General features: G+C 57.1%; 27 protein-coding genes. 20 read left to right on the top strand and 7 right to left on the bottom strand.

The features are described 5' to 3' along the window. Positions 1 to 858 (top strand): RnfABCDGE type electron transport complex subunit D, encoded by an 858-nt coding sequence (locus tag ACH2ED_RS05470; protein WP_395089198.1) that lies wholly within the window; start codon positions 1 to 3, stop codon positions 856 to 858. An 8-nt stretch (positions 859 to 866) separates the two neighbouring features. On the opposite strand, the gene ACH2ED_RS05465 is transcribed toward ACH2ED_RS05470, so the two are convergent. The 3 genes from ACH2ED_RS05465 to gmk are packed head-to-tail and all read right to left on the bottom strand — an operon-like array spanning position 867 to position 2,521. Next, positions 867 to 1,652 carry an alpha/beta hydrolase gene (locus ACH2ED_RS05465; RefSeq protein ID WP_395089197.1) on the bottom strand — a complete coding sequence of 262 codons (786 nt, stop codon included), beginning with the start codon at positions 1,650 to 1,652 and terminating at the stop codon, positions 867 to 869. Between the two features lie 19 nt (positions 1,653 to 1,671). Then, complete coding sequence (locus ACH2ED_RS05460; protein WP_395089196.1) at positions 1,672 to 1,920, bottom strand: hypothetical protein; 249 nt, start codon at positions 1,918 to 1,920, stop codon at positions 1,672 to 1,674. A 19-nt stretch (positions 1,921 to 1,939) separates the two neighbouring features. Next, positions 1,940 to 2,521 carry a guanylate kinase gene (gmk, locus tag ACH2ED_RS05455; RefSeq protein WP_395089195.1) on the bottom strand — a complete coding sequence of 194 codons (582 nt, stop codon included), beginning with the start codon at positions 2,519 to 2,521 and terminating at the stop codon, positions 1,940 to 1,942. A 31-nt stretch (positions 2,522 to 2,552) separates the two neighbouring features. Between gmk and ACH2ED_RS05450 the strand changes: the two genes are divergently transcribed. From ACH2ED_RS05450 to ACH2ED_RS05430, 5 genes are all read left to right on the top strand, one after another. Next, complete coding sequence (locus ACH2ED_RS05450; RefSeq protein WP_395089194.1) at positions 2,553 to 3,098, top strand: RNA polymerase sigma factor; 546 nt, start codon at positions 2,553 to 2,555, stop codon at positions 3,096 to 3,098. Between the two features lie 61 nt (positions 3,099 to 3,159). Further along, entirely contained in the window at positions 3,160 to 3,459 is a 300-nt protein-coding gene (locus tag ACH2ED_RS05445) for an anti-sigma factor family protein (RefSeq protein WP_395089193.1), read from the top strand. A gap of 14 nt (positions 3,460 to 3,473) precedes the next feature. After that, on the top strand, positions 3,474 to 4,634 hold the full coding sequence (gene dnaN, locus ACH2ED_RS05440) for a DNA polymerase III subunit beta (RefSeq protein WP_309694059.1): 1,161 nt from the start codon (positions 3,474 to 3,476) through the stop codon (positions 4,632 to 4,634). Positions 4,635 to 4,684: 50 nt separating this feature from the next. Then, positions 4,685 to 6,103, top strand: a complete 1,419-nt coding sequence (locus tag ACH2ED_RS05435; RefSeq protein ID WP_395089192.1) for a M14 family zinc carboxypeptidase — start codon at positions 4,685 to 4,687, stop codon at positions 6,101 to 6,103. Then, positions 6,104 to 6,874 (top strand): alpha/beta fold hydrolase, encoded by a 771-nt coding sequence (locus ACH2ED_RS05430; protein ID WP_395089191.1) that lies wholly within the window; start codon positions 6,104 to 6,106, stop codon positions 6,872 to 6,874. A gap of 3 nt (positions 6,875 to 6,877) precedes the next feature. Here the strand turns inward: ACH2ED_RS05430 and ACH2ED_RS05425 are convergent, their stop codons facing one another. After that, positions 6,878 to 7,258 (bottom strand): competence type IV pilus major pilin ComGC, encoded by a 381-nt coding sequence (locus ACH2ED_RS05425; RefSeq protein ID WP_395089190.1) that lies wholly within the window; start codon positions 7,256 to 7,258, stop codon positions 6,878 to 6,880. A gap of 62 nt (positions 7,259 to 7,320) precedes the next feature. On the opposite strand from ACH2ED_RS05425, the gene ACH2ED_RS05420 reads away from it, so the two are divergent. Beyond that, complete coding sequence (locus tag ACH2ED_RS05420) at positions 7,321 to 8,523, top strand: bifunctional folylpolyglutamate synthase/dihydrofolate synthase (RefSeq protein ID WP_395089189.1); 1,203 nt, start codon at positions 7,321 to 7,323, stop codon at positions 8,521 to 8,523. On the opposite strand, the gene ACH2ED_RS05415 is transcribed toward ACH2ED_RS05420, so the two are convergent. Then, entirely contained in the window at positions 8,520 to 11,183 is a 2,664-nt protein-coding gene (locus ACH2ED_RS05415; protein ID WP_395089188.1) for a valine--tRNA ligase, read from the bottom strand. The two genes, ACH2ED_RS05420 and ACH2ED_RS05415, sit on opposite strands and share 4 nt — an antisense overlap. 315 nt (positions 11,184 to 11,498) lie before the next feature. Here ACH2ED_RS05415 and mfd point away from each other — a divergent pair, with 315 nt between their 5' ends. Then, positions 11,499 to 15,089 carry a transcription-repair coupling factor gene (gene mfd / locus ACH2ED_RS05410; RefSeq protein WP_395089187.1) on the top strand — a complete coding sequence of 1,197 codons (3,591 nt, stop codon included), beginning with the start codon at positions 11,499 to 11,501 and terminating at the stop codon, positions 15,087 to 15,089. Between the two features lie 111 nt (positions 15,090 to 15,200). Beyond that, positions 15,201 to 15,980: an alpha/beta hydrolase gene (locus ACH2ED_RS05405; RefSeq protein ID WP_395089186.1), complete on the top strand. Its 780-nt coding sequence runs from the start codon at positions 15,201 to 15,203 to the stop codon at positions 15,978 to 15,980. Positions 15,981 to 15,993: 13 nt separating this feature from the next. Here ACH2ED_RS05405 and purN read toward each other — a convergent pair whose 3' ends face one another. Both purN and ACH2ED_RS05395 read right to left on the bottom strand, forming a co-directional pair. After that, positions 15,994 to 16,626: a phosphoribosylglycinamide formyltransferase gene (gene purN / locus ACH2ED_RS05400; RefSeq protein ID WP_395089185.1), complete on the bottom strand. Its 633-nt coding sequence runs from the start codon at positions 16,624 to 16,626 to the stop codon at positions 15,994 to 15,996. Continuing rightward, a complete protein-coding gene (locus ACH2ED_RS05395; RefSeq protein WP_395089184.1) occupies positions 16,623 to 18,308 on the bottom strand; it encodes an exosortase C-terminal domain/associated protein EpsI in 1,686 nt (561 codons plus the stop codon). Before ACH2ED_RS05395 ends, purN begins: the two co-directional genes overlap by 4 nt. A gap of 108 nt (positions 18,309 to 18,416) precedes the next feature. Between ACH2ED_RS05395 and ACH2ED_RS05390 the strand changes: the two genes are divergently transcribed. From ACH2ED_RS05390 to ACH2ED_RS05340, 11 genes are all read left to right on the top strand, one after another. Beyond that, on the top strand, positions 18,417 to 18,698 hold the full coding sequence (locus ACH2ED_RS05390; protein WP_395089183.1) for a hypothetical protein: 282 nt from the start codon (positions 18,417 to 18,419) through the stop codon (positions 18,696 to 18,698). Positions 18,699 to 18,810: 112 nt separating this feature from the next. Then, complete coding sequence (locus ACH2ED_RS05385) at positions 18,811 to 19,212, top strand: hypothetical protein (protein WP_395089182.1); 402 nt, start codon at positions 18,811 to 18,813, stop codon at positions 19,210 to 19,212. Beyond that, positions 19,209 to 19,403, top strand: a complete 195-nt coding sequence (locus ACH2ED_RS05380; RefSeq protein WP_395089181.1) for a hypothetical protein — start codon at positions 19,209 to 19,211, stop codon at positions 19,401 to 19,403. Before ACH2ED_RS05385 ends, ACH2ED_RS05380 begins: the two co-directional genes overlap by 4 nt. 33 nt (positions 19,404 to 19,436) lie before the next feature. Then, positions 19,437 to 20,351, top strand: a complete 915-nt coding sequence (locus ACH2ED_RS05375) for an archaeosortase/exosortase family protein (RefSeq protein WP_395089180.1) — start codon at positions 19,437 to 19,439, stop codon at positions 20,349 to 20,351. After that, positions 20,348 to 20,998 carry a hypothetical protein gene (locus ACH2ED_RS05370; RefSeq protein ID WP_395089179.1) on the top strand — a complete coding sequence of 217 codons (651 nt, stop codon included), beginning with the start codon at positions 20,348 to 20,350 and terminating at the stop codon, positions 20,996 to 20,998. Before ACH2ED_RS05375 ends, ACH2ED_RS05370 begins: the two co-directional genes overlap by 4 nt. Then, positions 20,995 to 21,687: a hypothetical protein gene (locus ACH2ED_RS05365; RefSeq protein WP_395089178.1), complete on the top strand. Its 693-nt coding sequence runs from the start codon at positions 20,995 to 20,997 to the stop codon at positions 21,685 to 21,687. Before ACH2ED_RS05370 ends, ACH2ED_RS05365 begins: the two co-directional genes overlap by 4 nt. Before the next feature lie 33 nt (positions 21,688 to 21,720). After that, positions 21,721 to 22,833, top strand: coding sequence for an archaeosortase/exosortase family protein (locus tag ACH2ED_RS05360; protein ID WP_395089177.1), 1,113 nt, complete (start codon positions 21,721 to 21,723; stop codon positions 22,831 to 22,833). Between the two features lie 8 nt (positions 22,834 to 22,841). Then, the gene (locus tag ACH2ED_RS05355) at positions 22,842 to 23,504 is read left to right on the top strand and encodes an exosortase-associated EpsI family protein (RefSeq protein WP_395089176.1); all 663 of its coding nucleotides are present in this window, start codon (positions 22,842 to 22,844) and stop codon (positions 23,502 to 23,504) included. Further along, positions 23,501 to 24,199 (top strand): hypothetical protein, encoded by a 699-nt coding sequence (locus tag ACH2ED_RS05350; RefSeq protein WP_395089175.1) that lies wholly within the window; start codon positions 23,501 to 23,503, stop codon positions 24,197 to 24,199. Before ACH2ED_RS05355 ends, ACH2ED_RS05350 begins: the two co-directional genes overlap by 4 nt. Positions 24,200 to 24,234: 35 nt before the next feature. Further along, positions 24,235 to 25,149: a glycosyltransferase family 2 protein gene (locus tag ACH2ED_RS05345; RefSeq protein ID WP_395089174.1), complete on the top strand. Its 915-nt coding sequence runs from the start codon at positions 24,235 to 24,237 to the stop codon at positions 25,147 to 25,149. Further along, complete coding sequence (locus ACH2ED_RS05340) at positions 25,149 to 26,915, top strand: amino acid adenylation domain-containing protein (RefSeq protein WP_395089173.1); 1,767 nt, start codon at positions 25,149 to 25,151, stop codon at positions 26,913 to 26,915. Before ACH2ED_RS05345 ends, ACH2ED_RS05340 begins: the two co-directional genes overlap by 1 nt. Positions 26,916 to 26,934 lie beyond the last annotated feature (19 nt).

Genomic DNA, 26,934 nt, shown 5'->3' with positions numbered 1-26,934 from the left:
ATGACACCCGCTATTGCCTACGATTCTCCTAACCGTCTTGGCTTGCAAATAGACAGCAAGTATGTCGCCCCCATCTTGATCAGTTGCATCTTGCTCCTGGGACACTTCTCCACGGGCATGCTCGCCGACTGGCGAAAAACCGCGCTCTGCATTATTGTCAGTATTGTCACCGAAGCCCTTTTCGGCTATCTCACCCTCAAAAAAATGCCGCACCTGGCAAGCGCCTATGTCTCGGGCATCTCCTGCGGAATCTTAGTGCGTTCGACCGAATGGTGGCCCTTTATCGTCGCTCCCACCCTCTCGATCATCAGTAAATACGTGATCCGCGTAGATGGACGCCACCTCTGGAACCCGTCGAATCTGGCAATCGTACTTCTCTTGTTGCTCGCGCCGGAGTCTATGTACACCTTGGGCTTCCAGTTTGGCAACCATGCTCTGGCGGCAATCGTGATCTGGATCCTCGGCTCGGTGATTATCTATCGGCTCAAGCGTTTCCATATCTGTTTTACGTACATGCTCTGCTTTGCGCTCTTTGCCGTGCTTCGTGCCGCGCTCCACAGCGACATGGCGTTCGGCCCCGCTCTGCGTTATGAGTTCGCTCCACTGACCAGCGCCATGTACCAGCTCTTTGTGTTCTTCATGATCACCGATCCCAAGACCACGGTGCACTCAAAAAAGGGCCAGATGCTGGTGGCGTTTCTGGTGGCGGCAGCTGAGTTTGTGCTACGGCAGTGGGGCAAGGACTGGAATATCCATATCGCCAGCCACGCTCCCTACTTCGCACTCACTCTCATGGGCCCTGCCGCGAACCTCATCGAGATCTATAAAGCGCGCCGGGCTAAGAAAACCGCTAAATAAATCGGCGATTAGCGTGGGAAGAGAAACAGAAGCACTCTATCGAAGCGCGCGGCCCAGGACGATTCATTGTGCTGGGCTCCTTCGAACTCCTGGTAGGAAAGCTCGCTCCCCTCTTTCCAGCCTTTTTCCTTCAGCGCGTCGCGCAGGAGCCGCGTGTCGGGAAGCGCACTGTCGCCCTCGGAGGTACCAATGTCCACCCAGAGCTTTAAGACAAGCTTCTTGGTAATTGCTTTTAGAATTGCCTTCTCATCCCACCACACCGAGGGCGAGAGAATAGCGAGTTTCCCAAAGGTATCTGAGCGCTTGAGCCCCACCCAGAGCGAGATGAGGCCCCCCAGCGACGAGCCCCCGAGCGCGGTGTTTGCCGCATCCGTCTTTGTTCGGTAGGTGCGATCAATAAAGGGCTTGAGCTCGTCGGTGAGGAGCTTGCTATAGAGGTCGCCCTTACCGCCACGTCCGCGTTTATCGCGTGTCGGAGTGTACTCTTCAAGCCGCGTCGCGCCAGTATTGTAGATCCCCACAATGATCAGTGGCTCGATCTTGCCGGCTACAATCAGGCGTTCGGCTGTTTCGTCCACGCGCCATTCCTGACCGTGGATGAAAGAAGTCGCGCCATCGAAAAGATTCTGCCCATCTTGGAGGTAGAGCACCGGGTAGCGCCGCTCCGGATTTTCGTAGTAGCCAGGCGGCAAGTAGACCAGCACCGTCCGGCGCGGCTTTAGCACTTGCGAGGCGAAGTCGGCATGAAGCCGAAAGAGCCCCGTGCGGGTGTGGCGGGCAGGCAGGTCTTGCATAGGAATGCTTGCGTGTCTCTCAAACCATCCGAGTGCCCAACAAGCCCGTTTTACGTCCGTCGGGCTCCACGATGGGTTTGCTTTCCACAGAGATTGCGGCGACGTAGGCAGGGCGAATCAGAATCGCGGTCTTTTCACTCTCATAGCGCAATGGATCCTGGGCAAGAGTCGCCCAGGCCGCCACCTCCGCGGCAGCCGCATCGGCGGCCTCCAGCTCGCGGCGGAAGCTCCCGCCCGTGGTGTGATAGCAAATCCGAAACTTAGGCATGAGCCAGTGTACCGTAAAATCACCCCCGCACTGGCACCCGGCACCGTTCGGCGAGAATAATCCCGCGAAGGTGATCTACAGCGCTCTCAAGAGAATCATTGACCACGGCGTAGTTGTAGTGCGGCTTCTGCGCCAGCTCGTTTCGGGCGTCCAGTAGGCGGATCTTGATCTGATCTTCGCTCTCTGTGCTTCGTGCACGTAGGCGACGTTCAAGCTCAGCCAGCGACGGCGGCTCCAAAAAGATGAGAATGGCATCCGAGGCTTTCTTCCGAACGGCAATCCCTCCCTGGACATCTATCTTGAGGATCACGTCACTTCCCGTCGCCCGGTTCTCTTCCACCCAAGCACGGGGCGTGCCGTAGAGATTGCCCCCATTGACATGAGCGTACTCCAAAAACGCGTCATCGTTCACCAGGCTCTCAAACTCGGTGACCGAGAGAAACTGGTACGGCTTGCCCTGAGACTCGCCGGGGCGCATCGCTCGCGTTGTCGCAGTCACACACACTTTAACATCGGGCTGGTGTTCAAGAAGTGCGGCAAGAACCGTGTCTTTGCCCACTCCCGACGGCCCGGAGACCACAAATAAGTTACCTTTTCGCACAACCTATTCTACCGGACGATACAATAGGGGCGTGCATGATGTTTTTGAGGCGCGGCTGGTAGAACGCTTCCGGCAAGGCGATGCCCGCGCGATGGAGACGCTTTTTGAGCTGTACGCGGACCGGGCGCTCGGGCTGGCAATGCGGCTCACGGAGACGCGTGAGGATGCCGAAGAGGTGGCGCAGGAGGCGTTTGTGCGGGCGTTTCGAAATGCGCGCCAGCTCACAGGGGGGCACACCCGGCGCTTCGGCCCCTGGCTCTTTGCTATTATTCGCTCCATCGCCGCAGACAAGCGCCGCCAGCTCCGCCTCCCCACCTTCTCGCTGGACACCCCACTGGGCGAGGCTCTGGTGAGCTTTGCACGCACCGAGGACGAGGCCATTCGTCGGGCGGAGCGCAAGGCACTCCTAGACGCACTTGAAGCGCTCTCTGAGGAGTATAAGCTCGTGTTGACACTCTGTGATCTAGAGGACATCCCCCACGCCGAGGCCGCCGAGGTGCTGGGTCGCTCCGTCGCCGCCACGAAATCTCTGCTCTACCGTGCCCGCCGTACGCTCCGTGATGCGCTGGTCGGATGAGTAGAAAATAATCTCCTAATCCGCGACGCTTTTTGTCTATCCACTACGTCTTCTATGGTGAATGAACGACGAAACGATCCGTGAGTTGCTCGGCCCGTACGTAGACAACGACCTGCCGACCGAGGCGAGGCGCCGTGTGGAGGAGGCAATTCTGCGCTCCCCTGCACTGGCCTGGGAGGTGCAAACCCTCAAAATCACGCGCGCGCGACTCCGCAGCGATGCCGGAGAAGTCGTGGCGTCGGACGCTTTCCGAGCACGAGCGCTTCGCGCGCTCTACACCGACAACCCTCATCTTCATAGCGAAGACACCGAAACAAAAAACCAAGAAGCCGGGCAATTTACGCTGCCCATCAAACTCTAAAGGGCAAAAACACAATGCAAGCCATTACCGCACGAAAAGATCTCTATGAGGCAGTACAGACTGTCGGACGCGCCGTTTCAGGGCGCTCGACCCTACCGATTCTCTCGCATATTCTTGTCACGCCGCAAGGCGGGTCGAACCTGAAGCTCACGGCCACGGATCTGGAAATGTGGGTGGAGTGCTCGCTGACCGCCAGAATTCAGGCGAGCCTGGGCGACATGGAGGAGGCGGGTGGCTTTACGGTTCCCTCGCGCTACTTCACCGAGATTCTGGGGGCGCTCCCCGAAGCCGATGTGATTCTGGATCGCCCCGACGGCGGCAATAAAACCCAGCTCCGCTGTGGGCGCTCGGACTACAGCCTGCTCGGCTTGCCCGCCGAGGAGTTCCCCGCACTGCCCGATGTGGAGCCAACGGCAACCATCACCATGGACGCAACCACGCTCAAAGCGATGATCAAGCAAGTGGCGTTCGCGGTCTCCACCGATGAAACCCGCGTGATCCTGACGGGAGTCTTGTTTATCTTTAACGGCAAGCAGATCAAGATGGTCGCCACCGACACCCACCGACTCGCCGTGCGCGGTGGCGTCGCGTCGGCAGGTGAGGGCCAGGGCCAGGCGGTGCTTCCCGCACGCGCCATGAACGAGATCAGCCGTCTGGCAGGCGACGATGACGAAGTGGTGATTGCGTTGGCACAGGGGCAGGCACGCTTTGAAGTGAATAAGAAAAACTCCAACGGCGAGACGGTAGCAACCACAACCCTGATCACTCGACTGATCGAGGGCCAGTTCCCCAACTACGAGCGCGTCATCCCCAGCGGCCACGACCGCAAGCTGACTTTAGAGACCGCCGAGTTCCAAAAAGCTGTCAAGCGTGTCGCCATTGTTGCCCGTGAGAATGCCAACCGGATTGTCTTAGAGACCGAGGGCGCACAGCTCGCCATGTCCGCCGAGTCGGGCACGATTGGCTCGGCACGCGATGAGATCGAAGTGGCCCGTGAAGGCGACGATATTCAGATCGCGTTCAATGCCAAGTATCTAGGCGATGTACTGGCGGCTATCGAGACAGAGGGGGTTGTCCTAGAGCTCACCGAGCCCCTGCGCCCCGGAATCTTACGCCCCATCGGCGATAACGCGGCGGATTATCTGTGCGTCCTGATGCCCATGCAGGTGATCTAATCGCCAAATAGCCGCCGATTGAAATCGGCGGCTAGGGTACACTCTTCGGTATGCCTCTTCAAGCAAAACCTCAGACCCGGGCCGAGCGCACGGCTTATGCGGAAACGAGCCGCTACGACGATGTGATTACGTTTCTCGAAGCGCTCAAGCTCCCGATTATCTGGATGGCGACCAGCGACCAGGGCCGAAAAGTGCCCTTGGTGACTATCGGCAAGGGAAAGCTCAAGGTTTATGTTCAGGCCAATATCCACGCCGGTGAGGTCGAGGGCAAAGAAGCGGCGCTGATGCTGCTCCGAGACTTGCCAAGCACGCACCCTAAGCTTCTGGAGAAACTCACGCTCTTTGTCTGCCCGATCTACAACTGCGATGGCAACGAGAAATGGGGCGATGGCAAGCGCAACCGGGGCTCGCAAGATGGCCCCGACGTAATCGGCGAGCGGGCCAATGGCGCGGGGCTGGATATAAACAGAGACTGTATGAAGGCCGAGTCGCCGGAGATGCGTGGGGTTCTGGAGAATATCTATCTCAAGCACGACCCGGCGCTGGTTCTGGATCTGCATACCACCAACGGCACACGTCACGGGTTTCACCTGACCTACTCACCGCCACTCAGCCCCAACACCGACCCCGACGTGCTGACCTATGTCCGAGACACACTCCTGCCAACCGTGCGCAAGAAGCTCGACAAAGACAAAGCCTGGAAGCTCTTTGACTACGGCAACACCGAGCGGCGCGGCACCGAGCGCGTCTGGGCGACTTTTGGCGAGGAGCCACGCTATGTTACGAACTACGCAGGTCTGCGTGGGCGCCTCGCCGTGCTCTCCGAGGCGGCGAGTTTCTTGCCCTTTGAGACCCGTGTCAAAGTGACCTATGACTTCGTTCTGGCAGTGCTGGAGGAAGCTGCCAAAGACAGCACCAAGATTCAGAAGCTTGTCAAAGACGCCGACAAGCGCCGCCGGAGCGAGCTGGGTGTGCGCTTTGAGATGGCCCCGCGCGGCACCGAGACCATTCCGCTGGAGAAAACCCGCCCCGAGAGCGAGATTGACCACCGGAAGGCGCCGACGGAGTTTGAGCAAGTCACGCTCCCCATCTGGGATCGCTTCAAGCCGATACAGTCTCGCCCCGTTCCCAAAGCCTATCTGGTTCATGATGACAGCGTGATTGCCCTGCTGCAACGTCATGGAATTCAGATGAAGAACCTTGCTACCCCCTACACAAGAGCCGTCCAAGCCTTCGTCGTGCGACAGAAATCCGTCGGGCGCGTTGCGTTCCAAGGGCATAAGCTCGTGCAAGTAGAGGGTGAGTGGGTTGCCCCGACCACAGGCAATATTGGCGGTTGGATCGTGCCCACGGATCAGCCCCGACAGGCGCTTCTCTTTCACTTGCTTGAACCAGAGAGTCTAGATGGTCTGGTTGCCTGGGGCCTGACGGAAGTTGAACCACAAATTATGATCTTCAGGCTTCCTTAGATGAGCTGGGAATTTTCCAGCCACACGATTGAAAACGAAGAGGCGACGATTCACTATGAAGTGCATGGCGAGGGTGCGCCGGTGATTCTGCTGCATGGCTTCTCCAGCTCGTTTCGGCGCAACTGGCACGGGGTCGGCTGGACACAGGCGTTTGTAGAGACAGGCAGGAAAGTGATCGGGCCGGATCTGCGAGGGCACGGACGCAGTAGTAAGTTCTTCACCTACGATGCCTACTGGCCCAGCAAGCTCTGCCGCGATATTGCCGCCGTCCAAGACGATGTAAAGGCAACTCCCGCGGACTTCTTAGGCTTCTCGATGGGCGGAGGACTCGCACTACAATACGCCATGCTCTACCCAGAGCGTGTGCGACGGTTGGTTCTTGCGGGAATCGGAGATAAAGTGCTGCGGACGAACAACATCCCGATGCTTCCCAGCACGATCGCGCAGGCTCTGGAGACCGACCGTCCTGAAAGCATTGAGTCCCCAGTGGGGAGGCAGTTTCGCAGCTTTGCTGCAAAGACCAACAACGACTTGAAGGCACTCGCCGCGATGATGCGTGGCCCCGGTTGGCCAGGGCGGGTGGATGACCTGCGCCCACTGACGGTTCCCACACGGGTGATTCTCGCGGAGCACGATCATTTTATGCCAGAAACAGAGCGTCTGCGCGAAACACTTCCTGGTGCGGAGTTTGTAACAGTGCCTGGAACGGATCACCTGAGCTTAGTTCTGTCGGGGGAGTTCAAACGTCTCGCGCTAGAATTTCTGAGCTAGTATTTATGGGAGGGCATGTACAATCAAGGCATCCGTGCCCACGGAACAGGTGGGATCGGTCGAAAGATCCCCTACCGTGTAGGTTCCATTAGAGGGGCACAAAGGGATATTTTTGATATAGGTGGCTGTTCCTGCTCCACAAAACACGGACAGAGCGGGCATCGTCGCTCCCACGCCCATATGGTTATCCATTGCATACTGCTCTTTGGCGAGCTGAATGGTATTGAGATTTTTCACACAGCCCCTCGACCGAGTAACCTCACGGGCGCGTAGAAATTGTGGCACGGCAATGGCAAGTAAAGTCGTGACAATCATCAGTGTCACCATAATTTCAATCAGCGTAAATGCACGTGCGCTAGATCGTTGGAAAGTACTTTCTCGCATAGTCAGTTTCATATTCGGCGGATTCGGATTTTTTGCTTAGGCCACACGGTAGAATAGTATTTGTGACTTTCGACCAGGCGGTTCTCTACCTCGCCAACCGCATCACTTTTTCTCCCCGCAAAGACCCGGCGCGTCTCAAGATGCTACTCTCTCAGGTAGGCTCTCCGCAAGACAAGCTACGCTGTGTCCATATTGCCGGAACCAATGGTAAGGGATCAGTAACCACCATGACGGCGGCGATCTTGCAAGCGGCGGGCTACTGCGTGGGAGCCTATCTCTCGCCCTATGTCTTTGATGTGCGGGAGCGCTGGATGGTGGGTGGGCTCCCGATCGCAAAAGCGGATCTGGCCCGGCATGTGGAGGAGCTGGCCCCGTTTGTTGAGGCGATGAACGAGAGCGAGTACGGCGCGATCACGGAATTTGAACTCAAGACAGCAATCGCCTTCAAGCACTTCGCCGAGATTGGTGTGGACTTTGCGGTGATCGAGGTCGGAATCGGGGGCACCTACGACTCGACCAATATCATCCCAGCGCCGCTCGTGGCTGCGATCACGAGTATTGGTTTTGACCACGTGAATTTGCTGGGCAGCACGCTGGGTGAGATCGCGGGCCAGAAAGCTGGGATTCTGAAGCGCGGCACGCGCGCTTGCATCACACCCGTTACTGAGCCTGAGGCGCTCGCTGCAATCACCAAAAAAGCGCGAGAAGAAGCTGTGCCTCTCGTGCATGTTCCCGACGATGCGTTCCCAAGTGGCACACATCTTTCGCTACGTGGCCCACACCAGCGTGTCAACGCCAGCACCGCCACTTGGATCGCGCGGACGCTTGAGATTCCTGAGAATGCAATTCGCACGGGCCTGGAGACCGCAGCGCTCCCCGGACGCTTTCAGGTCTGCCAGGGCGGACGACTGATCCTAGATGGAGCGCACAACGAAGACGGGGCTCGTACGCTCGTGGCGGCGCTTCAGGAGGAGTTTCCTGGGGAGAAGTTTACGGCCGTGATTGGCTCCAAACAGACCCACGATCCCGCCCCGTTTCTCGCCGTGCTAGCCCCACTTCTGCACACCGTGATCGCCACGGAGCCCACGTTCAAGCCCATTCCCGCCACCGAGGTCGCCACAGCGGCAGAGGCTCTTGGCCTGCCGGTTGTGTGTCTCCCCCACGTTCCTGATGCGATCCAGACGGCGCTTAAGAGCCCCCTACGTGTTATCGTCACTGGCTCATTCTATGTCGTGGGAGAGACACCAGAAGCTCTGCGCTTCTAACCGAGCTGCGCCAGTCGCTCTTGCAGCTTGCCCTGCTTTTCCAACAACTCGACTTGCTGGGAGCGCGTTTTGACCACAACGGCCTCGGGCGCACGCTCGGCAAAGCTAGGATCGTCCAAGCGCTTGTTAAGTCCCTCCAGATCCTTCTCGATCTTCAGCAAGTCATTCTCAAGACGTCCCTTTTCGGCAGCAAGCTCCTCCGGGCTTGCTTCAGGGCGCGGCAGGCGCACATCGCCAAAGCGTGTGGGTTGAAGATGGCCGTCGGATGGGCCAGCGCCCAGCACCAGCGTGAAGCGCGTCAGGAACTCGATAATCGAGCGACTGCTCTCAAGAACCTCAGGTTTGCTTGTTGTGACAAACGCCTCGCCGCCTTTTTTGAGGTTGTTCACCGCTTGCACATTGCGAATCGCCACCGTGATTTCCTGAACGGCTTCCCACTCGGCTTCAGCGGCTTCATCGCGATACGGCAAGTCTTTGGGAAATGCCGCCTGCATCAGGAAGTCACAGCCAGCCGCCGCTTTTGCGCCTGGAAGCGCCTGCCAGAGCGTCTCCGTGAGGTGCGGCAAGATCGGGTGGAGCAGGCGCAGCGAGCGCTCCAAAGTATACCAGAGCGTGGCTTTGGTACTTTCATCGCCTGCTGCAAGTCTCGGTTTGGCGGCCTCGACGTACCAATCACAAAAATCGCTCCAGAAGAACTCATAGAGCGCCCGCGAGGCATCGTCTATGTTGTAGCTCGCAAACCCAGCGTTCACTGCATCAGCAGTGGCAGCGAGGCGAGAGAGAATCCAGCGATCCACGAGCGCGATTGGTTTGGGCGCAAACTCGGCTCCCCCGCTTGCGGGGGCAGGGGGGGCTTCCAAATTCATCATCACGAAGCGGCTGGCGTTCCAGATCTTATTGGCAAAGTTACGCGCCTGCTCCACTTGCTCCTGTTTGCCCATCTTCACGGGCTTGAAGCGAATGTCCTGACGCTGCCCAGCCTCACGTGCCAGCGCAAAACGCAGCGCGTCGGCCCCGTAGAGCTCGATCAGTTCCACGGGATCAATGCCATTGCCTTTAGATTTGCTCATACGCCGCCCGTGCTCGTCCAGCACAGTCGCATGAATGTAGACCTCCTCGAAGGGCTTCTTGCCGAGGAAGAGCTCACCGGTCATGATCATGCGCGCCACCCAGAGATAGAGAATCTCCTGCGCCGTCGAAAGCAGGCTCGTCGGGTAGTAGTAGCTGAGGTCGGTCTCCGTGTGCGGCCAGCCCAGCGTGGCAAAGGGCCAGAGTGCGGAGCTAAACCACGTGTCGAGCACGTCCGACGATTGCAGAATCTCGGTGCTGCCCAGCTTCGCTTCGGCCTCGTCTTGGGTTCGGGCAAATACCCAGCTACTCGCCTCCTCGGGGTTGGAGTCGGTCTTGCGCCACACGGGCAGGCGATGGCCCCACCAGAGCTGGCGGGAGATCGGCCAATCGCGAATTTTCTCCATCCAGAGCAGGTAGATCTCGCGGTAACGCTCGGGCAAAAAGCGAATCGAGCCGTCGCGCACGGCCTCAATAGACTTATCCACCATCTCGGTGCCGCCCATCTTGCAGAACCACTGCGACGACGGGCGCGGCTCGATCACGGCCCCCGAACGATCGCAGTACGGCACGGTGTGGCGGTACGGCTCGATCTTCTCCAGCAGACCGAGCGCCTCCAGATCCGCCACGATGCGCTTGCGTGCCTCGAAGCGATCCAGTCCGGCATACTCGCCCGCATTTGCTGTCATTTTTGCATCCGGCCCGATTACCTCAATGCGCTCTAAGCCATGCCGGTTGCCCATCTCATAGTCGTTGGGATCGTGAAAGGGCGTGATCTTCACCGCGCCCGTGCCAAACGCAGGATCCACAAAGTCATCGGCTAAGATCGGAATCTCGCGGCCTACCAGCGGCAGCGTAATGCTCTTACCAAGAACACTCACGTAGCGCGTATCTTTGGGGCTTACGGCCACCGCCGTATCACCGAGCATGGTCTCGGGGCGGCTTGTGGCGACAATAATTGCGCCCGTGCCATCCGTGTACGGGTAACGCAGGTGCCAGAGAAACCCGTCTTCCTCGCGACTGTCAATCTCGATGTCGGAGATCACGCTCTGAAAGCCCGGCGACCAGTTCACCATCCGCTCCCCGATGTAGATATAGCCATCGGCGTAGAGCTTTTCAAAGACCGTGTGAATCGCCTCCACGTAACTCTCGTCCATGGTAAAGCGCAGGCGGCTCCAGTCGTAGCTGCACCCAAGACGCTGCATCTGGGAGACGATCTTATTGCCGTACTCCTCTTTCCACTCCCACACTTTCTCGGTAAACGCCTCGCGGCCCAGATCATAGCGGGTCTTGCGCTCCTCCTGCTTGAGTTTGCGCTCCACCACGGCCTGCGTGGCAATCCCTGCATGGTCGGTGCCGGGCAGGATCAGCACATTGAAGCCGAGCATACGCTTCCAGCGCCCCAGTGTGTCCATGATCGTGTGGTTGAGCGCATGGCCCATGTGCAGCGCACCCGTGACATTGGGCGGGGGGATCGTGATGCAGTACGGCGTGCGACTATCGGGCGTCGCCCGAAAGCTATTGGCAGCGAGCCACTGCGCATAGATCGCCGCCTCCGCCTCTTGCGGCTCGTAACGTGTCGAGAGTTCCATTCGTTGTTGGCTCCTTCACCCCAAGACGCGGAAAGCCCCGCGTCCTCGGGCAACATTGCCCAGGGACGCGGGGCTCCAGATAAATTTAGAGCCGCTCGCGCGGTACCACCCCGGTTCGTCGGCGCAGAGCCGACGCACTTTCGCACGCTATTTCGGGCGCAACCCGTCCTGCTCCGTGGGCGACATTCAGAAAGTATTTTTCGAAAAGGGCTCTCAGCCGACGACCCTTCTTCTCTGGCGAAACCTACCTGCTTACTCTTCCCACTTCTTCGCAGAAGCTTAGAGCAGTTTATCACGGGGTATAATCTCATGTCCATGAACTTAACCGCTCTGCTCTCGCTCGCGGATGGCTGGAAGACCCTGGCGCAGACAGAAGAAGCACTGCGGCAGGGTTTCTGTGCTGTCCAGCTCGAAGGAATGCCTGTCGCCGCACGGGGCTGGCTTCTGGCCCGACTTCAGGAAGACCTGAAAAAACCACTGGTGCTCGTGACCTACACCGACGATGCCGCCACGCGCCTCGCCGATGACCTGGCGCTCTTTCTTCCCCCAGGAACCACGCTAGAGCGTCTCCCAAGCTCACTCAACCTTCTTTTAGACGATGCAGACTCGGAACGGGATGTGCGCGGCTCGGGCAAACGCGTACGGCTGCTCGGAGATCTGGCGCAGGGAATCACCCCCCGTGTCTTAGTGACCACCACGGCAGCCTTGCTCCAGCTCGCGCCGCCGCCGGTGGTTCTCAAAACACGCCGATTAACTGTCACGGTGGGCGACACGCTCTCGCTAGATCAAACGGCGGCGCGGCTCAATGCGTTTGGTTACCGGCGCACCGAGCTTGTGCAGCTCCCAGGGACGTTTGCAAGGCGCGGTGATCTGCTCGATGTCTGGCCCGCCGACGTGAGCGTGCCCGTACGCATTGACTTATTTGGCGATGAGGTGGAGAGCATTCGCCCGTTTGATCCCGAGAGCCAGCGCAGCGAAGGCAAGCAAGAGCAAATTGTTATTGTCGCCGCGCATGAGATGGCCTTTACCCGCGAGCGCATGGCTACCGCCCAGGAGACTCTAAAAAAGCAGCTCGCAGGCACGCTTAAGAACTTTGACGTAAGCCGTGCCGAGAAGCTCCGCGATAGTGCCGAGGGCGATATCGTCAAGCTGGGGCTAGCGAACTATTTCGGCGGTGTCGAGCGCTATCTGCTCCTGATTCACCCCGATGCCGTTCCGACCGCGGCCTATCTTCCCGAGGACGCAATCCTCATCTTAGACGAGCCCGCGCAACTCGAACCCTATGCGGAGCGCGTGCTGGAGGGAATCCAAAAAAGCCTGGCAGGCCGCGCAGAACGCGGTGAGATTTTAGCCTACAATGGCTCCCCCGTTATCGGGGGCGGGGGGGGCCTCTGGGCAGACTTTGAGGCGATACTGCGCCAGCTCACGGCAGCTCGTCCCACACTGTTGCTCACGCTCCTCGCACGCGCCCTGCCCTTCCTGGCCCCGTCGCTGCATCTCAGTGTTCAGGGTGCACCCGCGGAGAGCTTCGGCGGACGGCCCGGCCCCCTCAAAGAGGCCATTGATACCTGGACAACCAACGGTGCCCGCGTGATTTTAATCTCCGCACAAGCGCCGCGTCTGCGTGGCTTTGGCATTCAGGAGAGCGCACAAGTCAAGCTCATTGATGGCTTAATTACCGCGGGCTTCCGGCTTCCCGAGGCAAATCTGGTGGTGCTCTCGGACACAGAGCTTTTTGGCGACCGACACCGCTTCAAGAAGCAGGCCAAGCGTCGCGAATTCCGTGAGGGAATGCGCATCACAAGCCTGCTGGACGTGAAATCCGGCGACTATGTGGTGCATATTCATCATGGCATCGGTATGTATGCGGGCCTGACCAAGATGAACACGGCTCCGTTTCCCGGTGCGCCACCCGTGGAAAAAGAGTTTCTGGTGATTGCCTACGAGGGCAGCGACAGGCTCTATGTGCCCGTGGATCAAGTGGACCGGGTGCAGAAATACATCGGCTCCGAGGGCGGGTCGCCGTCGGTGAACAAGCTGGGCGGCACCGAGTGGCTCAAGGCCACAGCAAGAGCCAAACGTCAGGTCAAAGAGATCGCGGGTGAGCTGATCGCGCTCTACGCCGCCCGTCAGGCCATTGAGGGCTACGCCTACGCTCCTGACACGCCCTGGATTCAGGACATGGAGCAGTCTTTTGCCTACACCGAGACGCCTGATCAGCTCGCGGCTATCGAAGATGTGAAGCGGGACCTGGAGTCTCCACGCCCGATGGATAGATTAATCTGCGGCGACGTGGGCTTTGGCAAGACCGAAGTGGCGATGCGCGCCGCGTTTAAAGTCGCTAGCGAGGGCCGTCAAGTGGCGGTCTTGTGCCCCACCACGGTTCTAGCATCGCAGCACTTCCAGACCTTTAGTGAGCGCCTCGCCGCGTTTCCCGTGCGCGTGGACCAGCTCTCGCGCTTTCGTAGTGCCAAAGAGCACACCAAGACCCTGGAGGATCTCAGAGTCGGCGGCGTGGACATTGTTATTGGCACCCACCGACTGCTCTCCAAAGATGTCGAGTTCAAGGATCTTGGCCTCGTGATCGTGGACGAGGAGCAGCGCTTTGGCGTGACGCACAAGGAGCGCCTCAAACAGCTCCGTAAGAGCGTGGACGTGCTGGCCATGAGCGCGACCCCCATCCCCCGAACCATGCACATGTCGCTCTCCGGCATTCGGGATATGTCGCTTATTAATGACCCACCCGAGGGCCGCACCGCCGTCAAGACCTTTGTCAAGGAGTTCGATGATCTGCTCATTCGCGAGGCCATTCTGCGCGAGCTTGACCAGGGCGGCCAGGTGTATTTTCTGCACAATAGAGTGGAGAGCATCTACCACATCGCCAATCACATCGAACAGCTCGTCCCGACGGCGCGCTGCAAAGTGGCGCACGGCCAGATGGGCAACGATGAACTAGAAGACACGATGTTCGAGTTCTACCATAAAAAATTCGATGTGCTGGTCTGCACCACCATTGTGGAGTCGGGCCTCGACATTCCCAATGTCAATACCATTATCATTGACAACGCCGACAAGCTTGGACTCTCGCAGCTCTACCAGCTCCGAGGCCGCGTGGGCCGGGCAAAAGTGCAGGCCTTCGCCTATCTACTCTACCGCAAGGGCAAGAGCCTCACCACGATTGCCGAGCAGCGCCTCGATGCCGTCCGCGAGCTCACCGAGTTGGGCAGTGGCTATAAAATTGCACTCCGCGACTTAGAACTACGCGGCGCGGGCAACCTCCTGGGCGCTGAACAAAGCGGCACGGTCAGCAATGTAGGCTTCGATCTCTACATTCAGCTTCTGGAGCAGGCCATTCACGAGCTAAAAGGCGAGGAACCCGACAAAGAGGATGTCCCTCTCCCCACCGTGGACTTGCCCGTGGCCGCAACCATTCCGCAAGCCTACATTCCCGCCGAGCCCCAGCGCATTCTCATGTACAAAAAGCTCGCCGCCGTGAGAGACAAAGTAGACGTGGCACGTCTACAAGATGAGTTCGAGGACCGCTTCGGTGATCCGCCCCCGCCGGTCTGGAACGCGCTCGGTCTCTTGCGCCTGCGCCTGCGCTGTGCGGAGATCGGTATTTTAGGCATTCAGACCGAAGCGCGGCAAGTGATCGTCACGTTCAAGCCCGGCGTCGCGCTGCCCAAGCACTCCGTTCGTGCGCTCAGCGCCGCCTTCAAAGCCCAGCAAGGCTACGAGTTCCAGCCTAGTAAAGTAGTGATGAATATTCAGAGCAGTAAGGTGCTGGCCCAGACTGAGGAGCTAGTCGAGTTTCTCGACAAAGCCCTCAAGGAGCCGCCGCCACCGCCTGATCCCAAAGCCGAAGAACGCCGCCGGGACATTCGAGCCAGTTTGCGAGGGTGGTAACCCGGTCAGGGGCCTGAAAGTCCCCGCACCCAGGTACTGTGCCGATCAGCCGAAGGGGTCGCGAGCGGTGCGAGCAGGGGATGAAAAATGCAGGATGCTGTAAAATAGCCCATGAATACGATTATCCCGCTCTACCCCGACGGTCAAGTTCCGTTTTCTTTAGGCAATGCGCCCGAGGACATTCCCAGCCTGACGCTCTACCCGCCCGAGAAGCCCAATGGGGCGGCAGTGATTGTCTGCCCCGGTGGGGGCTACGGCGGGCTGGCGGCACACGAAGGGGAGCCTATCGCAAAGTGGCTCAATACGCTGGGCATCTTCGCCGCCGTCTTGAAGTACCGCCTCGGGCCCAAGTACCACCATCCTGCCGAGATGACCGACGCGCTCAGTGCGATTAAGGCCGTCCGAGCAAAAGCACGGGAGTGGAATGTGGATACCAAGCGTGTCGGGATTCTCGGCTTCTCGGCAGGCGGGCACCTCACCAGCACCGCCGCCACCCACTTCACCAGCCCCGACGACCGCCCCGATCTGGCGGTGCTTCTCTACCCGGTGATCACGCTGGAGGGCAAAGCCGCCCACATGGGCTCGCGGCGCAACCTGCTTGGGGACAATCCCCCCGTCGAGCTGGTGCGCGAGCTGTCCAACCACCTGAAAGTCACCAAGACCACGCCGCCGTGCTTTATCATGCACACCGCCGACGATGCAGTGGTTCCCGTCGAGAACGCGCTCCTCTTCGCAACGGCGCTCGCGGCTAGTGGAGTCCCCTTCGCGCTGCAAGTCTATGAACACGCGCCGCACGGGGTCGGTCTGGGGAACCCGAAGTTCCCAGAGACTTTGGCCTGGCCCGAACAGTGCGCACAGTGGTTCAAGCAGCGTGGATTTATCCCTTCATAATCGCCTGTAATCGTCAGTCGCGCTTGGCAACAGTAACCCGGCGGCCCTTTACAGAGATGCGCCCCTCCGCGAGGTAGCGGAGGGCCTCAATGTAGGCAGCGTGCTCCTCGGGAAGAATCCGGGCCGCCAGTGTCTCTGGCGTATCATCATCGAGAACGGGAACCGTGCGCTGGAGCAAGATCGGGCCCGTGTCGTACTCAGTGTCCACGAAGTGCACCGTGCAGCCACTTACTTTGCAGCCGTAGGCGAGCACCGCTTCATGCACATGGTGACCGTACATCCCCTTGCCACCAAACGACGGCAGCAGCGCGGGATGGACATTGACAATCCGCCAGCGAAAGCGCTCCACAACAGGCTCAGGGAGCTTGCGCAAGTACCCCGCCAGAGCAATCGTATCCGCCTTGGCAGCGTCCAGAGCGGCGAGTAGGCGCACATCGTAGCCCTCCCCGAGAGCGATCACGGCCACGGGGATTCCTGCCTCTCGAGCACGCAACAGTGCGGGCGCATCGGGTTTGGTTCCCAGCACCAGGCACACGTCACCACTCAAGCGACCCACTTGAGCGGCGGCATGCACTGCCATCAGGTTGGAGCCACGCCCCTTCGTCCCCACAAAAACAGCGATCCGCAAAGCCTTGTTCTCGCTCACGCGCCCTCTTTCCCCGCAGTCTCAGGATCGGTGGTGATGACTTTACGGATCTCGCCCTCGAAGGTCTTCATAAACTCTTTCTGCGCCGCGAGTGCGTCGTCGTCCGTGGTGACCCGAGGCGATACCAGGCGCACGAAAGTCCAGCCGTTCTTATTTCGAACCAGTCGCTCCGTCGCCATGATCATCTGCTGGCGCATAAAGTCCGACTCGCTACGGTTTCCAGAGACAAAGAAATAGGAAACGGTCGTGATGGGCAAGCCTTTCTGGCCGCTCGTGAGCTGTACCTCACTCCCATCAAAGAGCATGTGGACAACCTTGTCCTCGCGCCCCGCCCACGGCAATGTCGCCTCGTCCTTCTTGAGCTGAATGTAGCCTCCCGCAGGAAAACACTGATCCGGGCGGTGTGCGAACTCACGTCGTCCGTAGCGCCGGTAGACCACCAGAAGCTGCACTCGCTGGCCATCATCGCGAACATAGTCCCGAATCAGGTAGGAGTCAGCATCGGCGAGTGCGGGGTCCGAATAATCTCCCTCGGGGCACTTCCAGCGCCCTAGCTCGGCGGAGATCGAACGGACATCGGCAGCGGGCGATTTCTCAGGAGGTGCCGACGCCACGAGCGAGATCGCCAGTGCGGCTGCCAGCATCCCCCCTAGAACCGCCAGCCGGGGCGGAGTGCCCGTGCGTGTGAAGCCTATCGGGGCGGGAATCTGCGCCCACTCCGACTTCTCTTTTTCCTGGCGGGCCTTCCACCACTTCTCTCCGCCCGTGACGCGCTCCATCGTACGGCCAATGGAAACGAGCAGGAGCAAGACAATAATAAAGAGAGGGTACGGAGAGGCATCATGGAAAGTCCCCAAACCAAACTTGGGATCGTAGAGCGAGCACACCAGAATCAGCAAGGTGATCCGAATGACATTGGCGGCCAGTGTAATCGGCAAGGCCAACCAGAACAGTACCCATTTCCACGGGAGCTTCAGGCGCGAGATATACGCAGTGATGGCATGAAGCGCCTTGATCGCCATGAGCGAGTGAATCCCCGAGCACGGATCTGCAATCTTGACACGCACCATCTCGCCCGTCTTTTTAAAGGCAAACTCCATGTCCATACCGGAACCCAGCACCTGAATATTGAAGAGATGTTCAACAATCCACTTACTGCCTCCCGTTGCGATCATTCGCAGAGGAAACGAGATCGGCTGGGTGAGGCCACCGGGGATGGGCAGAAAAAACGTTAAATACGCAAGAGGAAACGCCAGCTCCCGCAGCCACGCTGTCCCACAGAGATACCAAACAGCGCCCGCAAGAAAGATCGGGATGGAGAGCGGCGAGGGCCCATTGATATCGAGGGTTTTCTCCACAAGATGCATCGCAAGCGCCACGCCCACCACCCCGAGGCCGCGTTTATCGGAGCACAGCGCAATTCGGCGCAGCTTCTCGCGCTTGTGCCAGACCACGGCGGAGGCGATAGGGATAATCAACCAGCCATGGGTTGCGCTCGGGTCTGTCGCCCACCGAAACACCAGGAACCCCAGTGTCGCTTGACTGCCCTCGGAAAATCCCGGCATCCCCGGCCAGTTCCCCACACCATAGAGGCAAAAAAACAAAATCCCCAGGACGAGGGGTGCCAGGTAAGGGAACGCGGGCTTCTGGTACTTCGACGCGAGAGTGGGCGCGGTAGACATGGTTGTATTATACGCCCTACCTCCTCGTTTCGTTACAGTGCTATCAGAATTGACAGGTTTTCTCGCCCGACTGAATGAATAGGCCACGCGAACCGATACTTAAATATCATGGTCAATATCTTTCCTACTCACTCCAATCGAAACTGTCTCCTCGTTTCCAGCGATCGGCAAGATCGCACCGAGGCGCGCCACGAGATTGCCCAGTGGGCTGCGGAGCGTGACCTTGCTCTGCCGCGCCGCCCACGCCTGCTCGCTCTAGTACAAGACAACATTATTGTAGCGGAGTGGACAGTGATCGAACACAGCAATCTGTCAGCGCCTCACCCACCCTGCCAGAGCCTCCGAACCCACGGACACCTGACACTGGTGCCTGGGGGACGTGCCGCCTGAAAGGACTCGGCGTTTCGGGCTTGCCTCTGAGTTTGACAAGTGGTCTAATACGCTGTGCCGCTTGCCCAATTACACTATTTAAAGACGCCTGCCCGCCGTAGTGTGGGGCAGAATGACTAAACAAGCGATTCTCCCCGAGCGCGGTGCTGCTCTTCGGGAGCTTTTACGCCGTCAGATACGTGCCGTGGTACTGCTGGTCGTACGGATTGCGGCCTGTGCTCTGCTTCTTACCCTTCTCAAGCCTCTCTGGGGAGCGCGTCCATGGCTGAGTAACCTGCTCTTTGGCCTCGGAGGGCTTCTCTGTGGCATTCCACTCCTACGTGATGTCGGACGTAACTGGCGCTGGCGAATCGCTCTAGGGCAAGCCTATCTTGCAGCAGGTCACTATGAGGATGCAGAGGTCGCCTTGAAGCCGCTGGATGGTATTCAAGGGCAGCTCTTCGATCCAGAAGGCGGGGGACTACGGGCACTTGAGACAGTTCGTCAAAAAAAGAAAGAGGTCTGGGAACAATGAAACATCAGAGACCGTACTGGTGGTGGACATTTGTTAGTTGGTTCCTGGCAACATTTGTCATGGGTTTTCTGGGAGTCCTGATTTCACAGTATCTGGGAGTACCCGGCTATTTTGGGGGAATTATTGCGTTCTGCCTAACGGGTCTGATCGGACTTTTTGCTCTAGCCGCACGAGTGGCTCGCAAACACTAATGCTTCCCGTTACAGGAAGCGGATTATGGTAATATGGTTGATATTGTGACTAATGATGTTAAGAATTCGGACACCCGGTCACGGAAACAGCCTTCCGCACTCTGGTGGCTCATTCCTCCGGGAGTTGCCCTGGCATGGATTCCGTTTCGCATCTGTTCTCCTTTGTGGTTTGAAACCGGTTCACAGTTATTTGTACAAGCTTGGGTTCTCCCTGTTGTAGCTTTGCTCGCTTGGACACGCAAGCCTGACTGGCAGCGGACGGCCAAGGAGCTAGAGGAATTATTCCCCGATCCACGCGACCCACGGCGTTCTGGCAACATGATCCTGATCGTTCTAGGATGTCTGGGACTGATTTTATCCCAAATCGCTTTATTGCCTCTAGTTAGCATTCTTGGTTTCTGCTTGGTTATTATAGGAACTGTGTTCTATCTTTTTGGCCCTTTCCTACTTCGTAGCGTTATTAGTCCGTTATTGCTCCTCTTACTAATGATCCCTCCTCCACATACCCTCTTTCTTGTCTTACTTGCTCGTCTCCAGTTAGCAGGTGCAACCATGTTAGGGGGTGGCCTAGATCTGATGGGAATTCAGACACGCATCATGGGAGCTCAAGTCACCATTAAACAATCAGGTTGGCAGCTTCAGATTATCCCTTCGCTAAGTGGTATAGATGTCTTTCTTTTTGCAATTTTCGGAACTGTCAGCTACTTGATCTGGAAACGTGCCCCTCTGTTAAAAAGTCTCTTAACCCTGCTTATCGCAGCATTCCTGACAGTGATAATAAACTTATTCCGGCTACTTTTAATCGGACTCGTGGCGCGTCAATACCCTTCCGTGGCAAATACTCTGGCAAGTATCCCCGCCCTACCAACAATCTTGTGTGTCCTCGCAACCATCTTCCTCGCCACGAGAAAACTCCTCAGTAATCCGACAACGCCGGAGGAAAAATGACCTCACAAAGTTTACTTTCAGAACGGATCAAGCGACTGGGAGCTTTTCTGGCAAGCGTCGCCCTGCTAAATCTGTTTCTCTCGTATCGGCTAGGACGTACCAATGACTGGCTTCTGGATGTCCCCGTGAGTGCGGGTAACTGGGAAGCAATTGATACCCCTCTCTCTCAGGACTTTTTAACCCGTCTTTCTCTGCCCAAGGTACGCGGCGTAGCATTTAAGAATCCGCTGGATGATGAGATTACCTGCCAGTTAATCGCAGTGCGATCTTTCGAGTCCTACAGGGAACCAGACGTTTTTTTCCCCCTGTCACTCACTGCCCAACGAAAGCTGACTCTCTTTGGCGCAGATAACCCCTTACGTGCATGGGTACTGAAAGTACCGCGGGGAAATGGCAGGTTACTTGTCTATTCCTGGCTCCAGAGCCCCTCAGGTAAGACTTATCTCTATGGTGAACAAGGTATTCAGCAGGGTTTCCCGGATCGTCTTCGGTTAGGATGGGCCACGATTTGGAACAAGGAGCCATTGTGCCTGGTACGTCTCTATATGCTCATTCCTCCCACAGACAAGAATGGTGCACAGGCCCGTCGGAGCCTGGATACGGTTGCCTTAAGTCTTTACAAACAGAACTTGGGAAATAGCAAATGAAACCGATATTGAGATTCGTACCAAGCCTGCTTGCTCTGCTTATGGGATGTGCCCCCCAATTAGTCGCGGGTGGAGAAGATAGCGCCTATCTTAAAGAGAGGGCTTCTCCTGCACAAACGACGAGCCAAAAGCTCTTGCCACTGACACCTGGTACCTTCTGGGAGATGAATGGTATCAGTGAAAAACACACCACGCGTGACAAGATTGTAGTCGTCGGCCCAAAGCAAGTAGGAGCCTCAACAGGCACACACCTTCAATTATTCCGGGAAGGAGTACTCTGGCGACAAGAAGTCTATAAAAACGATGACAGTGGCTTGTCCCTACTAGCATTTGGGGAAAAACAGCAAGAGTTATTAGTCCTATCTCCTCCCCTTCCTCTCCTAAAAGCCGTGCTTCGTGAAGGAGATGAAATTACGTGGAAAGGTTCTGTACGTTTCAAAGGAAAAGAGTATAACTCCACTGCGTATACCAGAGTAACAGCGCAAGAAAATCTGCAGACACGGACAGGACGTTTTCAATGTTTTAGAATTGATAGTGTACTCACCATGAGCCGTCCAAAAGAGCAAGCTCTGCACTTTCCGTCGATCCGGTGGCTCTCTGAGAAAATCGGGTTTGTGCGCAGAAGTTTTGCCGATGATGGTAAGCCAGCCCTTCAGGATCTGGAGCGCTATCAGGTCAAGGGTAAGTAGATGTCACGTCTCCAAGCGCTAAAAACCTATATAGTGCAAGAGCGCTCGTGGTTTATTCTAGGACTGATCTACCTAGCAACCTGGATCATCCCCTTTGAATGGATGAGCGATTGGTGGAAATCCCACTACTCTATTCTCGCAGCACAACCGTTCGTTCTCCCCCTCTTTTGCATCATTCTTTGGGGACGTCGTGCGACTTTTAAGGCACATCAGGCAGCACAGGCACACTGGGAACGTCATGTCGGGAAACCTCAGAAGAAAGGCTCGTTGACAGTACTTGTGTGTGGCAGTCTCCTCTATTTTTTCGCCCATTTTTCACGATTAAGCGTCGCCGCAGTGCTCGGGTTGGTCCTGATGCTAATTGGAGTTATCGTCTGTGTTTACGGTAAGAATGTTCTTAAAATACTGCGAGCCCCGATCCTGTATTTACTTTTAATTGTCCCCTGGCTTCCTGAAAGCGCGACAAGTCGTTTCGAGCTACTGGGGCTTAACTTGCACGGCACGATCCTCAAGGGGATCCTCCTTCGCCTTGGGCATCAGATAGCGATTACCCCAGAAAATATTTACATTGATGGAGCAAGCATTCCCACTCCTGTCACTCTTTCCGGGATGCAGGGATATTTCGCTGCGATTGTTTTTTTCTGGGGATATGGACTCTACCGTCGCTACTCAGCACAGCGCACTATGAGACTAATTTTCCTAGGACTGACCGTAACATTTGTCGTAAGCCAGCTCAAACTCGTGATATCTTGCTGGCTGATCGCCTCTAATTCAACTATTATTGGCTACTTTGTTTACGCAAACTGCTGGTTTTTCACAATTCCCAGCCTTGCACTCACCCTATTCACCACCCGTGTTACGGCCAGTCTACGACGACCGAAGTGGGTCGTGAGTTTCGTAAGTGCCCTAGGAAGACTTAGCAATACAATCCAACGTCCCATTGACAAGCTCTTTTCGGGCTCAGCTCGTGCAGGAATGAGTGTTGGTAAAGTTATACTATTTCTCTTTACTCCTTTAACACTAGCTATCAGTTTTTTCCTGCTTGGTCTGGATAAGATCGGAAAGCTTGTAGGCTCATCTAATAAAAATCTCGAAACACTCATTCGTCGCGGCGAGCGAAAGCTTCAGAACCGCCGGAAGCGGTAGGACTCCCCATGCCTCCTAAAGTATTTAAACAGCTAAGTGTCATCATTGGTATAACCGCGGCACTCAGTATTTTTTCGCAAAAACGCCTGGAATCGGCTGGCGGCTGGTTTCCTAGCGTTCCCGATACCATCTCGGGCTGGGAGGGAACGAATCAACCCGTTCCTCAGAGCACTCTGGCACTTCTGGGAAATCCCCGTGCGACTGGCAGAGAATACACCAATGGCACAGGGGAAACAGTTCTGGCGACCCTCGTGACGGCGGGGCCCTTTGAGAACTTCCACGATCCCACTGTTTGTGTTGGGGGGACGGGTGCCTGGGAGTTCACAAGTCGGAAAGAGTTTACTCTGGACGGCCCCGGGAGTGCTCCAGTTCGTGCGATGATCTTTCGCCAGCGCAACAATCCTAAGACGCGGATTATTATGTACTATTGGCAACAGTCGCGCGATGGTAACACCACGTGCGAGCCGATGATGGGTAACTTCCGCGACCTCCCCGCGCGACTCAGAACGGGATTCGGTGCCGTTATTCTGGGGCGGCAGTCTGTATTATTGCGCGTCTATACCGTCTACAGTGAAACCGATGATTCGGTGGGTTTGAGCGCACAACGTGGGGTTCATGAGATCTCACGGGCCTACTACCGAGCACTGCTTAAGGAAGGAAAAGAAGGGTGAGCAGAATCGCTTTTACTCTTTGTGTCATCGCTTTTACGCTTGTTTCGGGCTGTAAAGATCTGCGAATTGCAACGGGTTCGGATGACAGTTTTATCCACCTTCCTCAGGAGCTCACCGCCACCCCTGTCCCCCCTGCCCAACCGCTTCTTCCCACATCGCCTAACAGTCACTGGACTTATCGGTTGACTAATGAAGAAAACGGTATCGAGGAGGTAACAGTCCTGCCTTCCCGCTTGATAGATGGACAAACAGCCCTTGTACTGTCTGGCAAGCGCAAAGGAGCCCCAGATCGCGAGGAGCTTTTCTATGTCACGAACAATGAAATTGCACAGTTCTCAGCGGGTGCTGCGGAGAAAGTAACCCTGAAGCCCCCCATGCCCATTCTGCGCTTTCCGCTCAAGTTCGACGAGACTCTCAGCTGGCAAGGAGGGGTTTCCTTGAGGGGCGCTTTAGTTCCCAGTCGGTCAAAATCACGCTTGCGCTGTGTCGAAAAGATCAAGGTTCCCGCGGGGACATTCACGGCCTATCGAGTTGACACCATCTTAGAGACGCGGCTCACCGATGGTCTAGCCCACTTCTGGGTCACACGCTGGTTTGCGCCCGGGGTTGGCGTGGTGCGGACACGCTATCTCGTCAAGGCACCAGGACAAGCCGAGCGTGTTTTCACCAAAGATCTCCTGAAGTATAAGATTTAGTCCTTTCGGCATGAATCTTGCACAATGCCGAATACATGTCCACTGCGCCACTTGTCTCTGTAGTTGTCATTTTCTATAACCCAGGTCGCTTCTTTGCCGAAGCGGTTGACTCCGTGCTGGCCCAGACTTTTACGGACTGGGAGCTGCTTCTCGTAGATGACGGTTCGACAGATGGCTCAAAAGAGCTAGCCCAAGCCTATGCCACGCAGCACTCGGGGAGAGTGATCTATCTCCAGCATCCTGGAGGACTGAACCGTGGGATGAGCGCCACGCGTAACCTGGGCCTCGCACAGGCACACGGTCAATATATTGCGCTCCTGGATGCCGACGATCTCTGGTTGCCCAATAAGCTAGCGGAGCAGGTGGGAATTCTTGAGGCGCAGCCCACAGCGGCAGCGCTCTTTGGCCGGAGCAAGATCTGGCACTCGTGGGCGGAGACAGCCACACAGCCAGACTGGTTGAATCTGGGAGGCCTTACTGCGGACCGAGTGATTGCCCCTCGGGAAATGCTCCAGCATTGGCTTGGTGACGAGAGTTTCCAACCCTGCACCTCAGAGTTTATTGCCCGTACGAATATTCTCCGCAAACTCGGCGGATGGGATGAGAGTTTTAAGGGACTCTATGAAGACAATGTTCTCTACACACGTCTCTTTACACACTACCCTGTTTATGCCGCCAGCAACACCTGGAGCCTCTATCGCCAGCACCCCGATAACTGCTGCCATCAGGCGATGGCACGGGGCGAGTGGGTATTTGGTAGACCTAATCCCGCCAAGGAGCGAATTCTCCTATGGATTGAGCGCTACCTACACGATAATTCAATCAACGATCCCGCATTGATAAAGTCTCTCGACGCAGCTCTCTTGCCGTTTCGAAACCCGGTACTCTATCAGGCCCAGCAGCTACCACGTCGCGTGATCAATAAACTGAGATCTGCCCTGGTGAAATAATGATGAACACGCTCCATGAACGCTTTGCCGCACAAGCGGCGCAAACTCCTGACGCGATAGCCCTTACTTTTGAGGGGAGATCCCTCTCCTATGAAGCTCTCAACGCCCGTGCCAATACCCTGGCGCAGCGCCTCATTGCGGAGGGAGTTGTCCCGGAGAGCCTGGTGGCACTGCTTGTGGAGCGCGGGTTTGACATGGTCATCGGGATACTGGGCATCCTCAAGGCGGGCGGAGCCTATGTCCCGCTAGATCCCGCCTACCCCACAGAGCGCCTCGCTTTCCAACTATCGGACTGTGAAGCACCGGTGCTGGTGACGCAACGGGGCATTGCTCTGCCCGAAACCACAGCCAAGATTCTTACCATCACCGCTGATGACACTGAAGACGACGGCGCATGCACGGAAAATCCGCTCACTGCGGTCAGTGAGAAAAATCTGGCCTATGTGATCTACACATCAGGTTCAACGGGCCAGCCAAAGGGCTGCCTGGTTGAGCACCGCAATGTCTTGCCTCTCTTCGACAATCCAGTCTTTACGACAACGGAGCACGATGTCTGGACCCTATTTCACTCCTACGCATTTGATTTCTCGGTCTGGGAGATCTGGGGGGCACTGTTGCATGGCGGACGATTAGTGATTCCCACCGATGCCGAGCGCCGCGCCGCGGACTCGTTTCATGCCTTGCTGCGCCGCGAGGGTGTGACGGTGCTCAACCAGTCCCCCACGGCTTTTTCCCAGCTGATGGCCGCCGATGAAGATGCCCCTAAGCTGGAGTCGCTCCGGACGGTCATTCTGGCCGCGGAGAAGCTTGAAGTTGCCAGCCTGAAACCCTGGTTTGCGCGTTATGGCGACGCTCAGCCCGCACTCTGGAACCTCTATGGTATTACGGAGACCACGGTTTTCGTGAGCTACCGGCGTATCCTTGCCACGGATACGGACTCTACCGTTAGCCCCATAGGAGTTGCCTTTCCGGGCTGGACAATGCATGTGGTCAATGGCGAGCTCTGGGTGAGTGGTGCAGGCGTGACGCGCGGTTATCTAAAGCGTCCCGAGCTCACCGATGAGCGCTTTGTATGCTACCAAGAGCAGCGCGTCTATAAATCGGGCGATCTGGTCGCGGTGCTTCCCAATAGCGAGCTCGACTACATTGGGCGCGCTGATTTGCAAGTTAAGCTACGCGGTCACCGGATCGAGCTCGGAGAGATTGAAGCTGCACTAGTGCAGTTTCCTGGAGTCCGCGGCAGTGCCGTCGCCTTGCACAGCGAGAAGCTGGTGGGCTATACCATCGGTCAAAAACCCGATTCGAGTGCACTGGGGAACCATCTGCGCGCTCACCTGCCGGTCTACATGGTTCCTACAGTGTTCGTCCATCTGGAGAGCTTCCCGATGACGGTCAACGGCAAGCTGAACCGCCGTGCCTTGCCCCTACCACCCTCGGCCCTCCCCCCCAGTCCCTGCCCGGTGGGGGAGGCACCGCTAGAGCAAGTCCTAGCGCTCTGGCAACATGTGATTGGTACAAATGAGGCACTGACGGGTGACGATGTCTTCTTCGATATTGGCGGGCACTCCCTTCTCTTGCCAATCGTCCGTGACGGTCTTAAGAAGCTTTTTGATGTCGAGCTGAGCCTGGTTGAGCTATTTGAGTACCCTAGCGCCAAAGCCCTTGCCCAGAGAGTTTCACAGCCGGCGCAGACCTCGCAAAACAACGGGATTCGTGACCGAGCGGCGCGACAACGTGAAGCAATCGCTCGTCTTCGCCGACATTAATACCGATATTAATCGAGAA

The organism is Armatimonas sp., assembly GCF_043757465.1.
In the GTDB taxonomy this organism is placed as follows: Bacteria; Armatimonadota; Armatimonadia; order Armatimonadales; family Armatimonadaceae; genus Armatimonas.
The sequence above is the reverse complement of the archived record's forward strand: the minus strand, read 5'-3'. Positions and strand labels throughout refer to the sequence as shown.

Excerpts from the sequence above, each read along its gene's own strand:
- ACH2ED_RS05470 (WP_395089198.1), top strand. The coding sequence starts at position 1 with ATGACACCCGCTATTGCCTACGATTCTCCTAACCGTCTTGGCTTGCAA.
- ACH2ED_RS05465 (WP_395089197.1), bottom strand. The coding sequence starts at position 1,652 with ATGCAAGACCTGCCTGCCCGCCACACCCGCACGGGGCTCTTTCGGCTT.
- ACH2ED_RS05460 (WP_395089196.1), bottom strand. The coding sequence starts at position 1,920 with ATGCCTAAGTTTCGGATTTGCTATCACACCACGGGCGGGAGCTTCCGC.
- ACH2ED_RS05445 (WP_395089193.1), top strand. The coding sequence starts at position 3,160 with ATGAACGACGAAACGATCCGTGAGTTGCTCGGCCCGTACGTAGACAAC.
- dnaN (WP_309694059.1), top strand. The coding sequence starts at position 3,474 with ATGCAAGCCATTACCGCACGAAAAGATCTCTATGAGGCAGTACAGACT.
- ACH2ED_RS05435 (WP_395089192.1), top strand. The coding sequence starts at position 4,685 with ATGCCTCTTCAAGCAAAACCTCAGACCCGGGCCGAGCGCACGGCTTAT.
- ACH2ED_RS05430 (WP_395089191.1), top strand. The coding sequence starts at position 6,104 with ATGAGCTGGGAATTTTCCAGCCACACGATTGAAAACGAAGAGGCGACG.
- ACH2ED_RS05425 (WP_395089190.1), bottom strand. The coding sequence starts at position 7,258 with ATGCGAGAAAGTACTTTCCAACGATCTAGCGCACGTGCATTTACGCTG.
- ACH2ED_RS05415 (WP_395089188.1), bottom strand. The coding sequence starts at position 11,183 with ATGGAACTCTCGACACGTTACGAGCCGCAAGAGGCGGAGGCGGCGATC.
- mfd (WP_395089187.1), top strand. The coding sequence starts at position 11,499 with ATGAACTTAACCGCTCTGCTCTCGCTCGCGGATGGCTGGAAGACCCTG.
- ACH2ED_RS05405 (WP_395089186.1), top strand. The coding sequence starts at position 15,201 with ATGAATACGATTATCCCGCTCTACCCCGACGGTCAAGTTCCGTTTTCT.
- ACH2ED_RS05395 (WP_395089184.1), bottom strand. The coding sequence starts at position 18,308 with ATGTCTACCGCGCCCACTCTCGCGTCGAAGTACCAGAAGCCCGCGTTC.
- ACH2ED_RS05390 (WP_395089183.1), top strand. The coding sequence starts at position 18,417 with ATGGTCAATATCTTTCCTACTCACTCCAATCGAAACTGTCTCCTCGTT.
- ACH2ED_RS05385 (WP_395089182.1), top strand. The coding sequence starts at position 18,811 with ATGACTAAACAAGCGATTCTCCCCGAGCGCGGTGCTGCTCTTCGGGAG.
- ACH2ED_RS05380 (WP_395089181.1), top strand. The coding sequence starts at position 19,209 with ATGAAACATCAGAGACCGTACTGGTGGTGGACATTTGTTAGTTGGTTC.
- ACH2ED_RS05375 (WP_395089180.1), top strand. The coding sequence starts at position 19,437 with ATGGTTGATATTGTGACTAATGATGTTAAGAATTCGGACACCCGGTCA.
- ACH2ED_RS05370 (WP_395089179.1), top strand. The coding sequence starts at position 20,348 with ATGACCTCACAAAGTTTACTTTCAGAACGGATCAAGCGACTGGGAGCT.
- ACH2ED_RS05365 (WP_395089178.1), top strand. The coding sequence starts at position 20,995 with ATGAAACCGATATTGAGATTCGTACCAAGCCTGCTTGCTCTGCTTATG.
- ACH2ED_RS05355 (WP_395089176.1), top strand. The coding sequence starts at position 22,842 with ATGCCTCCTAAAGTATTTAAACAGCTAAGTGTCATCATTGGTATAACC.
- ACH2ED_RS05345 (WP_395089174.1), top strand. The coding sequence starts at position 24,235 with ATGTCCACTGCGCCACTTGTCTCTGTAGTTGTCATTTTCTATAACCCA.
- ACH2ED_RS05340 (WP_395089173.1), top strand. The coding sequence starts at position 25,149 with ATGATGAACACGCTCCATGAACGCTTTGCCGCACAAGCGGCGCAAACT.